At 68.6% G+C, this 13,072-nt stretch carries 10 protein-coding genes; 4 read left to right on the top strand and 6 right to left on the bottom strand.

What is annotated here, in order from left to right; translation table 11 throughout:
* Nucleotides 1-55: 55 nt before the first annotated feature.
* Nucleotides 56-3,085, top strand: a complete 3,030-nt coding sequence (locus tag QRO91_RS02785) for a sensor histidine kinase (RefSeq protein ID WP_049427793.1) — start codon at nucleotides 56-58, stop codon at nucleotides 3,083-3,085.
* The gene (locus QRO91_RS02790; RefSeq protein ID WP_049427795.1) at nucleotides 3,078-3,731 is read left to right on the top strand and encodes a response regulator transcription factor; all 654 of its coding nucleotides are present in this window, start codon (nucleotides 3,078-3,080) and stop codon (nucleotides 3,729-3,731) included. The genes QRO91_RS02785 and QRO91_RS02790 overlap by 8 nt, the downstream gene beginning before the upstream one ends.
* A 570-nt stretch (nucleotides 3,732-4,301) precedes the next feature.
* Here QRO91_RS02790 and QRO91_RS02795 read toward each other — a convergent pair.
* Entirely contained in the window at nucleotides 4,302-5,492 is a 1,191-nt protein-coding gene (locus QRO91_RS02795) for an MFS transporter (protein ID WP_285310243.1), read from the bottom strand.
* 93 nt (nucleotides 5,493-5,585) lie between these two features.
* On the opposite strand from QRO91_RS02795, the gene QRO91_RS02800 reads away from it, so the two are divergent.
* A complete protein-coding gene (locus tag QRO91_RS02800; protein ID WP_285310244.1) occupies nucleotides 5,586-6,515 on the top strand; it encodes a LysR family transcriptional regulator in 930 nt (309 codons plus the stop codon).
* 7 nt (nucleotides 6,516-6,522) lie between these two features.
* Here the strand turns inward: QRO91_RS02800 and QRO91_RS02805 are convergent, their stop codons facing one another.
* The 5 genes from QRO91_RS02805 to QRO91_RS02825 form a co-directional block, all read right to left on the bottom strand.
* Nucleotides 6,523-7,845: an acyl-CoA thioesterase/bile acid-CoA:amino acid N-acyltransferase family protein gene (locus tag QRO91_RS02805; protein WP_049429017.1), complete on the bottom strand. Its 1,323-nt coding sequence runs from the start codon at nucleotides 7,843-7,845 to the stop codon at nucleotides 6,523-6,525.
* A 97-nt stretch (nucleotides 7,846-7,942) separates the two neighbouring features.
* Nucleotides 7,943-8,674, bottom strand: coding sequence for a LytTR family DNA-binding domain-containing protein (locus QRO91_RS02810; RefSeq protein WP_197651223.1), 732 nt, complete (start codon nucleotides 8,672-8,674; stop codon nucleotides 7,943-7,945).
* Entirely contained in the window at nucleotides 8,671-9,726 is a 1,056-nt protein-coding gene (locus QRO91_RS02815) for a sensor histidine kinase (RefSeq protein WP_285310245.1), read from the bottom strand. Before QRO91_RS02815 ends, QRO91_RS02810 begins: the two co-directional genes overlap by 4 nt.
* A 127-nt stretch (nucleotides 9,727-9,853) precedes the next feature.
* Nucleotides 9,854-11,311 (bottom strand): amidohydrolase family protein, encoded by a 1,458-nt coding sequence (locus tag QRO91_RS02820; protein ID WP_049429020.1) that lies wholly within the window; start codon nucleotides 11,309-11,311, stop codon nucleotides 9,854-9,856.
* A 52-nt stretch (nucleotides 11,312-11,363) separates the two neighbouring features.
* Nucleotides 11,364-12,065 (bottom strand): ankyrin repeat domain-containing protein, encoded by a 702-nt coding sequence (locus QRO91_RS02825; protein WP_049429021.1) that lies wholly within the window; start codon nucleotides 12,063-12,065, stop codon nucleotides 11,364-11,366.
* Between the two features lie 122 nt (nucleotides 12,066-12,187).
* Between QRO91_RS02825 and QRO91_RS02830 the strand changes: the two genes are divergently transcribed.
* A complete protein-coding gene (locus QRO91_RS02830; protein WP_049429022.1) occupies nucleotides 12,188-13,069 on the top strand; it encodes a LysR substrate-binding domain-containing protein in 882 nt (293 codons plus the stop codon).
* Nucleotides 13,070-13,072: the final 3 nt, after the last annotated feature.

A 13,072-nucleotide genomic window follows, 5' to 3' on the forward strand; every position in this document is an offset into this window, starting at 1 on the left:
GGCGCCGGGCGCCTACCCCGTTCGGGTCACCCGGGACTGCCCCGCACCTGCCAGAATGCGCGCCATGCGAGGCTGCCCCTTCCCGTTCCTGCGTCGCCTGCCGACGCTGCTGACGTGCCTGCTGCTGTTGACCGCCCTGCCCGCTCTTGCCGTGCAGCGCCCGCCAGTGAGCGGCGGGCTGCCCGATTACGAGCACACCGCCTGGCGCGTCGGCCAGGGCGCTCCAGGCGACATCTGGGACATCAGCCAGGACCGCGACGGCCTGCTGTGGCTGGCCACGGGCTCGGGCCTGTACCGCTTCGATGGCCGTCGTTTCGAACGGCAGGCGGCGCCCGTCGACAACCAGTTCCCGTCCACCAACATGGTCACGCTGGCACAGGGCCGCGATGGCGCCCTGTGGATCGGCTACTTCCAGGCCGGCATCAGCCGGTTCGCGCAGGGGCGGCTGCACAGCTACGGCCACGAGCAAGGGGTGCCGGTCGGCGTGGTCCCGCACTTCAGCCAGGATCGCGAGGGCCAGCTGTGGGCGGCGATCAATGGCGGACTGCGCCGCTTTGACGGACAACGCTGGCAGCCACTGCCGGCCGCTGCCGGCCTGCCCGAGCGCCGAGTGCAGTGGGTGCTGCACGACAGCCGGGGCAGGTTCTGGGTACTGGCCGACCTGAAGATCTGGATGCGTGCGCCCGGTCAGCCCGCGTTCGAAGACACCGGCATCGCCGTCTCGCAGATGGCAACGCTTGCTGAAAGCCCGCAGGGTGAAGTGTGGCTGGCCGACCGGGTGCGCGGCACCTCCCCCCTGGCCAACGCGCAGGGCCTGTTGGCGGCTGGCGAACGTGAAGCGCGGCGTCTTCCGGAACTGGTTGCTGCGCGCCTGCAGTTCACTGCCGATGGCGCGCTGTGGGCCACGATGAGCCCGCACGGCGGCGTCGCCCGCATCACCTTCGACGGCACCCGGGCCGTGCGCATGGAGCGCTTCGATTCACCGCACGGACTGACCGCCACCTCGGCGGTGCCGATCATCGTCGATCGCGAAGGCAATCTCTGGGTTGGCACCAATCTCGGCCTCAACCGCTTCCGCGCACGCAGCGTGCACACCCTGGCGGTTGGCCCGAGTGATCCCTACCGCTCGCTGGTGCGGGCCAGCGATGGCCGCGTGTATGGCTACGGCGAAGACCTCAAGCCGTACGACCTGGGACGTACCCTGCTGGATGGCAGCGCCATGCAACTGCAGTCCGCCGCACGCCAGGCAGCCACGCCAATCTGGCAGTTCGACTGGGTCAATCTTGCGCGCACGGTCGCCGGCCGTACCTCGTTGATCCCGCTGCCGGCGCCGTTCACCGGGCAACCGCTGCATGCGCTGCTGTTCCCCGACGACGCGCAGGCCTGGGTGTGCACCGGCGAACGCGGGGTGCTGCACTACCAGCTCGGCCAGTGGCAGCGCGAGATCCGCCTGCCCGAGCAGGCCTGCTCGTCGCTGGCGCTGGATGCCCAAGGCCAGCTGCTGCTTGGCTATGCCGACGGCCGCCTGCGCCGGATGAGTGCGAACCGCATCGAGAACTTCGATGCCAGCCAGGGCCTGTCGGTGGGGCCGATCACGGCGATGCTGCATCACCAGGACCTGCTGCTGGTCGCCGGCGAAGCCGGGCTGGCCGCTCGCATCGGCGAGGGACGTTTCACCGCGGTACGCACCGATATGGCTGGGGTGCTCGAAGGCATCACCGGCATGGTCGCCGATGCGCACGGGCACCTGTGGCTGAATGGAAGCCGTGGCCTGGTAAGGCTGGAAAGCAACCTGCTGCGCCGCGCACTGCGCTCGGGATCGCAGGTTGCGCCGCGCCTGTTCGATGCCGTGGACGGCATGCCGGGTATCGCCCTGCAGAGCGGGCCGATCTCCACGGCTGTCCTGGCCGACGATGGCCTGTTGTGGCTGGCCACCAACCAGGGCCTGGCCTGGCTGGACACCCACCGTTCGCACATCAATGCGATGGCCCCCAGCGTGCGCATCGGTGACGTGCTGTACGGCAGCGAGCAGCAGCCCCTGCGGGACGGTCTGCGCCTGCCGGCCGGCACCAGCCAGCTGCAGATTGATTATGTGGCCCTGTCCCTGGCCCGCCCGGAGCGCAACCGCTACCGCTACCGCCTGTCCGGCGTCGATGATGGCTGGCAGGACGCCGGCAGCAGCACGCGCGCGTACTACACCAACCTGGCGCCGGGCAGTTACCGCTTCGAAGTGGAAGCGGCAAATGAAGACGGCATCTGGAGTACGGCGCCGGCCAGCCGCAGCTTCCGTATCGCGCCCACCTTCATGCAGACCGTGTGGTTCAAGCTGCTGTGCGCAGCCGCGATACTCGCGCTGCTGGTGATGGCGGTACGCATCCGCAGCGGGCAGCTGGCCGCGCTGTTCCGCGCGCGCCTGCAGGAACGCAACGGCGAGCGCGAACGCATCGCGCGCGACCTGCACGACACCCTGCTGCAGGGAAGCCAGGGCCTGATCCTGCGCCTGCACGCGATCAGCCAGTCACCCCAGACCCCGGAGCCGGTACGCGGCCAGCTGGAGTCAGCGATGCAACTGGCCGAACGCAATCTGGCCGAGGGTCGCGAGCGGGTCAATGCGCTGCGCGAGGGGCCGTTCGCGGGTCGCGACCTCGCTTCGGCACTGGCCGATGTGCATGCCGAGTACGCCGGGCACGGTACCAATCCGTTGCGCCTGACCGTGGAAGGTGCGCTGCCGCCGCTGCAGAGCGATGCCGCCGAGGAAGTGTTCCTGATCGGACGCGAGGCGATCCGCAATGCGCTGCGCCATGCCAATGCCAGCGCGATCGAAGTGGAGCTGTCCTACGGCACGCGCTGCTTCCTGCTGCACGTGCGGGATGACGGTGTCGGCATCACCGATGAAGACGCTGGGCACGGCCATTGGGGACTGCAGGGGATGCGCGAGCGTGCACAGCGGCTCGGTGCCGAGCTGCAGCTGTGGACCCGCCCCGGACTGGGTACGGAAGTAGCGCTGGCGGTTCCCGCGCGGCGCCTGTATCACCGCCGCCCCTCACGTTGGCGCTGGCCCTGGAGTAAAGCAAACCATGACTGAGAACCCTGCCCCGATCGGCGTGCTGGTGGTCGACGACCACCCGTTGCTGCGTGACGGCCTGGCGGCGCTGCTGGGCGCCCACTCCGACCTGCGCCTGCTCGGCGAGGCCGCCGATGGCGAGGAAGCCATCGCACGCTACCAGCAGCTGCAGCCGGACGTGGTGCTGATGGACCTGCAGATGCCACGCCTGGATGGCGTCGAAGCAATCGTGCGGATCCGCGCGATGGACCCGCGTGCGCGCATCATCGTGCTGACCACCTACCGCGGCGATGTGCGCGCGGTGCGGGCGCTGCAGGCCGGCGCCAGCGCCTACCTGCTTAAGGACATGCTGCGCCACGAGCTGGTCGACACCATTCGCATGGTCGCCGGCGGCCGGCGCGCACCGATTCCCCCGGCGGTGGCCGCCAGCATCGCCGCGCACGTGGTGGAAGACCGCTTGTCGCCCCGCGAGACCGAGGTACTGCGTCATGTCGCCGGCGGGCTGTCGAACAAGCGCATCGGCGAGCGCATGCAGATTTCCGAGCAGACCGTAAAGGCGCACATGAAGAGCCTGATGGACAAGCTCGGCGTCGGTGACCGCACGCATGCGGTCACCCAGGCACTGCGGCGCGGCATCATCAGCCTGGACGACAGCGGGCACGATTAGGGGGGGCGGCAGGGCTTGCAGCCCTGCACCTGCGGTAGTGCCGGCCGCTGGCCGGCAACCTCAACAACAACAGCAAGAGCATGGATTCCGTGGGATGGCGGGGCGGTGTCGGACTGCGGGGACGCCGTGAACCCGTCCATGGGGGCTTGGCCGCGGCATCCATGCCGCGGACACCCCGCACTCCGACACCGCCCCACCTCTGACAGATTCCTGCGGCTGTCGGTAGGTGTCGACCTTGGTCGACACTTCTGTCGCATATCGAAATCAATCAGGGGTCAGATCCGTTTTCCTCCGGAAAACGGATCTGACCCCCAAGAGCCGTTCCAACAGACCGCAGGAACCTGTCGAAGGCGGGGTGGGTCCGGTTGCGGGGGCGTGAGCGCCATGGATGGCGCGACCGAGCCTCCATGGACGGATTCACGGCGTCCCCCGCAACCGGACCCATCCCGCCTACCTACAGGAACCCCGCCGTTGCTGGTGCCGTTGCTGTTGCTGTTGCTGTTGCTGTTGCTGTTGCTGTTGCTGTTGCCTCCAGCAGGTGCAGGGCTGCAAGCCCTGCCGAACAACCCCCTACTTCAAACGCAGTGCCAGGCTGCCGCCCGCACACACCACCGCCACCCAGGCCACGCCGTGCCATCCCCACTGCGCCAGCGCCAGGCTGCCCAGCGCGCCACCTGCCGCCATTCCGATGAACATGCCAGTGAACAGCAGCGCATTGAGGCGACTGCGTGCCGGCGGCACCAGGCCGTAGACCAGCGTCTGGTGCGCCACCAGCGCCGACTGGAACCCGAAGTCGAACAGCAGCGCGCTCACCACCAGCAGCGGCAGCAGCGCGACGGCCGGCAGCCAGGTCTCGGCCAGCAGCAGGCCGAAACCCAGCAGCGCCACCGCGATCGCCAGCCGCGCCACCGCGTGGCACCCCAATCGATCGGCGAAGCGACCGGCGAACGGTGCGGCCAGCGCACCGGCCGCACCGGCGATGCCGAATGCACCCGCTGCGGCACTACCCAGCCCCAACCGTGCATGCAGCATCAGCGCCAGGGTCGACCAGAACGCGCTGAAGCCCACCGCCAGCAACGACTGGCTGGCCACCGCACGGCGCAGCTGCGGCTGCTCGCGCCACAACGCCAGCAACGAACCCAACAATGCCGGATAGCGCAGCGTGCTGGTCGGTGCAAAACGCGGCAGCGCACGCGCCATCACCGCGCCCATCGCCGCCACCGACAACGCAGCCAGCACGAACTGGGTACGCCAGCCCCACGCCTCGGCCACCACGCCACTGACCACCCGTGACAGCAGGATGCCAAGCAACAGGCCGGTCATCACCCGGCCGACGATCTGCCCGCGCTGCGCATCCGGCGCCAGCACCGCAGCGGCCGGCACGATGTCCTGCGCCAGCGTGGCCATCAGCCCCACCAGCAGGCTGGCCATCAGCAGGCCCGGCAGGTGCCCGGCCATCGCTGCCGCGCCCAGTGCCAGCGCCAGCAGCGCGGATTTCAACAGGATCAGGGTACGGCGGTCGAAACGGTCACCCAACGGTGCCAGCAGCAGGATGCCCAGCGCATACCCCAGCTGGGTCAGGGTCGGCACCAGGCCGGCCGCGCGCTCCCCCGCGCCGAGATCCTGGGCGATCAGGCCCAGCATCGGTTGGCTGTAGTAGAGCGAGGCCACAGAGAAGCCGGCACCGGCCGCCATCGCCAGCACCAATGGGGTGGAAGGCGCGGTCGAGGGTGCGGCGACGGACAGCGAGGGGGTAGACATGGGGAAGTCCGGTGGAGGAAGTGGGCGTATCGTGCCGATATTCACCCAACGTCTGTAGTAGGCTGATTCGCATACCCTTCATACGCCCTGCGCATGACAGACCTCGCCACCGGCGCCGATCGCCTGGACTTGCTGCGTACCTTCCTGCGCATCGTCGATGCCGGCAGCCTGTCGGCCGCAGCCGTGCAGCTGGGAACCACCCAGCCCACCGTCAGCCGCCGCCTGCAGGCACTGGAGCGGCAGCTGGGCCTGCGCCTGCTGCAGCGCTCCACCCATGGCCTGCAACTGACCGAGGACGGGCTGCGCTGCCAGCGTCATGCGCAGCGCGTGGTCGACGAATGGGAGTCGCTGCAGGCCGAACTCCAGGGCGAACCAGAAACGCTGCGCGGACGCCTGCGGGTGATGGTGCCGCACGCCTTTGGCCAGGCGCAGCTGCTGCCGACCATGCTCGCATTCCTCGCCGAGCACCCGCAGCTGAGCCTGGAGTGGATCCTTGAAGATCGTCGCCCGGATTTCATCGCAGAAGGCATCGACTGCGCGGTGCGGGTGGGCCCTGTCGACGAGCCGCGCATGGTGGCACTGCCACTGGCCGAGGTGCCGCGCATCGTCGTAGCGGCGCCGTCGCTGGTGCAGGACACTGCGGTGAGTACGCCGGAACAGGCGCAGTCCCTACCGTGGATCTCGCTGGTCACCTACTACCGCGAACGCCTGCTGCTGCACGACGCGCAGGGGCGTGCGCACACCCTTTCGATCAGCCCACGCCTGCTCAGCGACAACCTGTTCGTGGTGCAGCAGGCTGCACGCGCCGGGCTGGGCGCGGCGGTGGTCTCGGCCTGGCTGGTTGCCGAGGACCTGGCACAAGGGCGCCTGGTGCAGCTGCTGCCGGACTGGCAGGCGCCGGCACTGCCGGTACACGTCGTGTTTCCTGCCGCGCGCCAGCAGCCGCCACGGCTGCGCGCCTTCATCGAAGCGATGAAGGCCGCACTTCCGCAGTTGCACGGCATGCGGCCGGCAACGCATTAGCGCCCGCTCACAACGCCTCGGCCAGGAACGCCAGCACGGCCGGGCCCACTTCACGGTCGGCGCGCGCATGGCCTTCGGCGGTGCCCCCGACTTCAAGGAACGGACCCACGTCATGGCGATGGGAGCTCGGCTGAAGAATCGGCGTGATCAGATGCCCCGCATCGGGGTAGTAGAGGAACCGGTCGCGATCACCTCGCCCTGCTTCGGCCAACCGACGCTGGGCAACGGCCATCATCACGCCGGAGTCGCCCAGGCGGTCATCGCCGCCTCCCACCCACAATGTCCGTGCAGCGATCGTTTCGATCGGCAGCATCGCCGCCTGCAATGCAGGCGCCCACTGCGGCCCCGGCCGTCCCCAGTCCACATCCTCCCGATACGGCAGCCACGCCAGCGGTTTGCCCTGCCAACTCAGGGGTGAGCGATCCACGGCCCTGAAATCGGCCGGGGCAACGTCGCGCGCAATGCCACGGAACGGAGCCGGGCTGCCAACCCAGGACACCGCCGCGCGCAGCGTGGGCAGATGGACGGCGGTGGCCATGGTTGCGATCCCGCCCCAGGAACCGCCCAGCAGACCGACCCGCTGCGGATCCACGCCAGGCTGTCGCTGAAGCCAGTGCACCGCATCACGAACGGTCTCCAGCGGCACGTCAATCAGATCCTTGGGCACACCGGGCCCGCGATACCACGCAATCGACACGGCGATGTAGCCGTTGCTGGCCAACCAGGCGGCGTACTGGTCGCCGCCCTCGAAGCCGCCTTCCGCGCCACCCAGCGTCACCAGCGCCGGCCCTCGTGTCCGGGCGGGCCTGTCCGCTGGCAGGTACAGACGCGCCTCGCGCCCGCCGATATCGACCCGTTGCACCCGCACCCCAGGCAGCATCAGGTGACGTTGCAGGGTCTGCCGTGCAACGACCGAACCGGCCCGCTCAACCTCCAGTTCGAACGTCTGCGGCAGGAAGCCCATGCCATCGGCCGCGCGTCGCCAATTCAGCGGCATTGCACTGGCGCGCCTCTGCTGCGGCTGCATCGACCAGATCAGTCCGCCCGCATCGATGCCCCGGTAGCTGCCCTGCTCCGATCCGCTGCCGGTGGTATCGACCTGGCCACGCAGATCGGCACGCAGCACGGCCTCTGACTGCCAGCGCTGGCCCCGGCTGTCCTGCATCGACAGGCGCAGGCGCACCGTCTCGGCGACGGCAAGGCCCTCGACCTTGATCACCGGAATACGATCGGCACGCCCGTGCTGGTCATCAACCTCAACGCGGACATCGGCCATCGCCGGAATCGCCAGCGCACACAGCAACCATCCCCACCCCGCTCGTTTCCGCATGTCCTGCCCTCGTCCGCAAAAGGGAGAGGGTGCCCGGAGGGAGCGGCATGTACCGCAGGAACCGGCGTCGATGGTGCCAACCGTGCCGCGGCTGGCCTCAACCGTGTTTCAGCCGCGCGTCCAGAGCGGACGCCAAGGCGGTGCGATAGCTGCGACTGACCGGCACCTGCGCGCCCCCGGCCAGCTCAAGCAGCGCATCCCCGTTGTGACGCTCGACCACGCCCTGCACGCGCAACGGATTGACCAGCACCGAGCGATGCACGCGCAGCAGGCCGCCCGGCGCCAGGCGCTCGGCCAACCGCGCGATCGTCTCGCGCAGCAGATGCAGGCGCTGCCCGACGTGGACACACGCATAGTGCCCGGCCATGTCGATGTAGTCGATCTGCGCCAACGGTACGTACTGCGTTCCACCCACCGCCGGCACGGCCAGAACCTGCGTATTGGCCTGCCCATCGTCGAGCAGCCCGGCCAGGCGACGCACCCGCGTGATCGCTTCCTGTAGTCGTGGCAGCGCGACCGGCTTTAGCAGATAGTCGGCCACCCCCAGCTCGAAAGCCTGCAGCGCATGCTGTGGCAGTGCGGTCACGAAGATGGTGTGCGCAGCCAGTGCAGGCTGCTGCGCCGGCAGTTCCCAGCCGCGGCCATCGGGCAGTACCAGATCCAGCAGCAACAGATCGAAGCGCCGCCCCTGCAGGTGCTTGCGTGCCTGGTCCAGGCTGGCCGCTTCAGCATCGACCCTGACCGGCGGAATGTGCGCCAGCAGCTCACGCAGGCGGTGACGCGCCAATGCCACGTCATCCACCAGCAGCACGCTCAACGGGCGCATCATGCCATCGGTTCCGGCAGGAACAGGCAGACTCTGTAGCCGCTGCCGCTGTGGCCGGCCTGCACATGGCCGCCGATCATCGCCAACCGGCGCTGCAGTGTGGCCAGGCCACTGCCGAGGCCTTCGTTGCGCGCAGGACGCAGGCAGGGATTGAACACGGCCACCTCCAACCCGCTACCCTGCACCTCCGCTTTCAGCTCGATCTGCAGACGAGGATCCCCCGCCTGCCAGCCACTATGCAGCACGGCGTTCTCGATCAGCGGCTGCAGCAGCAGCCCCGGCACCGGCCAGTGCAGGGCCTCGGCGCTGGCCTGCAGGTGCAGATGCAACGCCTCGTCATGCAACAGCGACTGCAGGGACACGTAATCCTGTACAGCGCCCAGCTCATCCGCCAGCGGACGTTGCGCCGGGCATTGCAGGGTGTCGCGCAGCAACGAGGACAACTGCACCAGGGCCGCGTCCGCCGCCAGTGGACGCAGCAGCGCCAGGCCACCGATGGCATTGAGTGCGTTGAACAGGAAATGGTGCTGGAGGTGTTGTCGCAGTGCGACCTCGCGGGCAAGTCGCAGGGCCTGCGATTGCGCGTTCAGCCGCTGCAACCAGGCCAGGCCGTGACCGGTACCGGCCACTGCGATGAAGGTGGGAAAGGCGAACAACGTGGTAACGCCGATTGCTCGGGCCACGTGGCGCGACGACGGCAGCGGCTGCGCCTGCCACAGCTGCAGCAGCAGATGGCCCAGCCCCCAGCCCAGCGCAGTCAATGCCGGTGTCAGCAGCAGGCCCAGCAACAACCAGCCGATCAGGGGGCGCCGTCCCGGCAAGGGCCAGCGCCGGCAGGCCGCCCACAGCGCTGGCGTCGCCAGCATCCAGGGCAGCTCGGCACCGACGATGAACAACGCCGCTGGAACCAGACCACCCGGTTGCTGGCTCAGGTGCACCGCCGGCACCGCGGTGGCGATCAGCAGCGCCCACAATCCCAGCATGACCACGCGTGGGCGCGGCAACGACAACGGTGCTTCGGGGGCAGGCAACACACAGGCGGGGGCAACGGACATGCACGGCGTCGAACGGGAACCGGCCACCATGCTAGGCGCCCATGCCCGATCCTTCCCGTGCCGGAAGCAAGGGCGTCGGTCGGGGTCGGATCCCTTTCCGAAGGAAAGGAATCCGACCCCGGGGGCATCAGTTGGCCTTGGCAGCCTCGGCATTCCACGCGGCCACCTTGGCCTTGGTATCAGCCAGCATCCTGTCCAGCGCGGCGCGGTCATACACGTTGCCGCGCAGGATCACGCTGTCGATCTTCTCGGTGGCGGCGATGTCCTGCAGCGGGTTGGCGGTCAGCAGTACCAGGTCGGCAGCCTTGCCCTGCGCGACACCACCATAGCGGTCCATCTGGCCGAACCAGGCCGGTCCGGAACGGGTCGCCGCCGACAATGCCTGCGGCGCGCTCAGCCCTTCCTTCACGAACAGCTGCAGTTCCTGGTGCAGGGCGATGCCCGGGAAGTTGAACGAGTTGAGGAAGCCCGCATCGGTGCCGGCAATGATCGTCACGCCCGCCTCCTGCAGCAACGGCAGCACGGCCGCTACCTGGTGGTACTGCGCGTGGCGCGCTTCGATCTGTGCCGGCGTCGCCTTCGCTGCACGGTCCACGCGCCACTGGTAGGTCGCGCGCAGGCCCGGACCGATGTAGGCCAGGTACGGATCGTTGGCATGGTCGTCCTGGTCAAGGAAATCCAGGATGCGGCCACCGTTGAGGGTCGGGGTCACGAACACGCCGCGCTTGGCGAAATCACGGTAGGCGTGCATCGCGGTGTCACGGTCGAAGCTGGCGTCGAGGCGGCGGTTGGCTTCGGCGCGGTCGATGCGGCCGGCGCCGAAGTCGGCGGCGATCTGCGCCTCGTCCCTGCTGCCGGCCTTGAACGCGTAGTCCAGGTGCTCGATCGAAGCCAGGCCGGCATCGACCGCCTGCTCCACCGTCAACGCCATCGGAATATGGCCCGACGCCTTGAAGCCCGCCTTGCGCGCCGCACTGGCCGAGTACAGGAACAGTTCCGGCTTCAGCGTGCTGTCGGTGATCTTCACGAAGTCGACCTTGTCGTGCTGCAGGCGAGTGATGGCCTTGTCGACATCGGCCTCACTGCCCACCTCGATGGTGCCCTTCCAGACCGGCTTGATGCCTTCGATCTTCGCGCCCGAACTGAGCAGGCGCGGGCCGAACAGCGTGCCCTTGGCGATCTCGCCACGCCACTGCAGCACCTGCCCGGGCAGGTCGCCTGAGCAGTCACGCACGGTGGTGATGCCGTGCGCGATGTACAGCGGCAGCAGCGCCTTGTTCTCCTCGATCAGCGCCGGGCCACCACCGAAGTGCACATGCATGTCCCACAGGCCGGGGATCAGGTACTTGCCCTTGGCGTCGATCTGGCGGGCGGCGCTCCACTGGCTGCGCAGCTGCGCGTCCGGGCCGACGGCGACGATGTCCTCGCCACGGATCACCACACTCTGCCCGGCCACGGTGCTGGCGTGCTCGACATCGACCACGGTGGCGTTGCGGATCAACAGGTCGGCGCGCTCGGCGGCAGAAGCCGACAGCGGTGCCACCGCAAGAAGGATGGCGAGGGACAACGGACGGGAACGGAACATGGACAGCATCCTGGTGGGCACGACCAGCGTGCGGGGTGGAAGGGGCTCTGTATCAGCGCGTTGCGCCGTGCTGGCGCAGCAGCGTTTCAATGTCGGTATAGCCGCGCTGACGGGCATGGGCCAGCGGTGTAACGCCATCACCGTCGGCCAGCTCCGGGTCGGCACCGGCCTCCAGCAGCAGCTGCACGATCTGTGCATGGCGCGCACCGCCGTCGCCGAGCAGGATCGCTTCCAGCAGCGCGGTCCAGTGCAGGCGGTTGACATGGTCCACCGCCACGCCGGCCCGCAGCAGCGTGCGCACGGTGGCGACATGGCCGCGCTCGGCGGCGGGAATCAGCGCGGTTCCGCCATAGCGGTTGGTGCTGCGAAGATCGGCACCATGCGCCAGGGTCATCGCCAGGATCTCGTCAAGGCCACGCGCGCCGGCGTACAGGTAGGCGCTGTCCTGCAGCGCATCCTTGGCGTTGACGTCGGCACCGGCCTCGATCAACTCGCGCGCGGCATCCACGTGGTTGCCATGGGTCGCCAGTAACAACGCGGAGCGGCCCTGGCCGTCACGCGCCTCCAGATCGGCCCCCTGCTCGATCGCCTCGCGTACGGCATCGGCGTCGCCACGGCTGGCGGCATCGCGCAGTCGGATCCCCCCATCAGCCTTGGGGGTCGCAGTGCAGGCAGGGGTGACCATGGCCAGAAGGCATAGCAGCAGCATGCGCGCCATAGGTGCGGGCCAGCGAAGGGAACGACGGAAGCGCATGGCAGTGTCTCCTCATGTCCGTCGCCACGGAACGCAGCGTGACGGTAGCAACAGCCGGGCATTGCCGGCCCCCGTCCTGCATGGTAGAAGTCGGCCTCGGTATCCAGAAGTGAAATGTTCAAATGCAAGACAGTTCCAAATCGAATAGAACTCTGTTCGAGCTGGACCTGCTTCGGGCGCTGGTGATGGTCGCCGACTGCGGCAGCTTCACCACGGCGGCCACGCGCCTGCATTCGACCCAGTCCACGGTCAGCCAGAAGGTACGCCGGCTGGAGGAACTGGCCGGGCATCGCCTGCTTGAGCGCGGCCACCGCGACGTGCACCCCACTGACGCCGGCCACACCCTGCTCGGCTACGCGCGGCGCATGCTGGATCTGAACGACGAAATGGCCCAAGCCCTGGCCGGCGCAACGGTGGAAACCGCCGTGCGCATCGGCGTGCCGGAGGACTTCGTCAACCCGCAGACCACCCGCATGCTGGCCGCTTTCAGCCGCCGCCACCCGCAGGTGAAGCTGGAGATCAGCAGCGGGCTGAGCCGTGACCTGGCGCACGGCTTCGACCACGGCGAGCTGGACCTGGTGCTGGTCAAGCAGCGCCGCAACAGCCGCCAGGCGGTGCATTGCCGGCGCGAGCCGATGCACTGGATCGACAGCCTGCGCAGCAGCTGCCTGCAGCAGGAGCCGCTGCCGCTGGTCACCTTCCCGCCGCGAGGGCTGTACCGCGACGAGATGATCCACGCCGTGGAGGCCTTGGGCCTGCGTTGGCGCATTGCCTTCACCAGTTCGTCGCTGAGTGGCATCCAGGGCGCGGTGGCCGATGGCATCGGCATCAGCCTGCTGCCGCGTCGCGCAGTCACCCGCGAGCACCGCATCATCGATGGCGAGCGCGACCTGCCGGTGATCGACAACTACGAGATCGGCCTGCTGCATCGTGCCGATGCCGATGATGCGGTGCGGGCACTGGCCAGCGAGCTGTGGCGGCAGGTACAGCACGAACCGGATTGACCA

It is taken from the genome of Stenotrophomonas maltophilia group sp. Smal32, assembly GCF_030237085.1.
In the GTDB taxonomy this organism is placed as follows: Bacteria; Pseudomonadota; Gammaproteobacteria; order Xanthomonadales; family Xanthomonadaceae; genus Stenotrophomonas; species Stenotrophomonas maltophilia_Q.

Bases quoted from the DNA above. Each gene is read 5' to 3' on its own strand.
- QRO91_RS02810 (WP_197651223.1), bottom strand. From the start codon at position 8,674: ATGATGCGCCCGTTGAGCGTGCTGCTGGTGGATGACGTGGCATTGGCG.
- QRO91_RS02825 (WP_049429021.1), bottom strand. From the start codon at position 12,065: ATGCGCTTCCGTCGTTCCCTTCGCTGGCCCGCACCTATGGCGCGCATG.
- QRO91_RS02830 (WP_049429022.1), top strand. From the start codon at position 12,188: ATGCAAGACAGTTCCAAATCGAATAGAACTCTGTTCGAGCTGGACCTG.
- QRO91_RS02795 (WP_285310243.1), bottom strand. From the start codon at position 5,492: ATGTCTACCCCCTCGCTGTCCGTCGCCGCACCCTCGACCGCGCCTTCC.
- QRO91_RS02790 (WP_049427795.1), top strand. From the start codon at position 3,078: ATGACTGAGAACCCTGCCCCGATCGGCGTGCTGGTGGTCGACGACCAC.
- QRO91_RS02785 (WP_049427793.1), top strand. From the start codon at position 56: ATGCGCGCCATGCGAGGCTGCCCCTTCCCGTTCCTGCGTCGCCTGCCG.
- QRO91_RS02820 (WP_049429020.1), bottom strand. From the start codon at position 11,311: ATGTTCCGTTCCCGTCCGTTGTCCCTCGCCATCCTTCTTGCGGTGGCA.
- QRO91_RS02805 (WP_049429017.1), bottom strand. From the start codon at position 7,845: ATGCGGAAACGAGCGGGGTGGGGATGGTTGCTGTGTGCGCTGGCGATT.
- QRO91_RS02815 (WP_285310245.1), bottom strand. From the start codon at position 9,726: ATGTCCGTTGCCCCCGCCTGTGTGTTGCCTGCCCCCGAAGCACCGTTG.
- QRO91_RS02800 (WP_285310244.1), top strand. From the start codon at position 5,586: ATGACAGACCTCGCCACCGGCGCCGATCGCCTGGACTTGCTGCGTACC.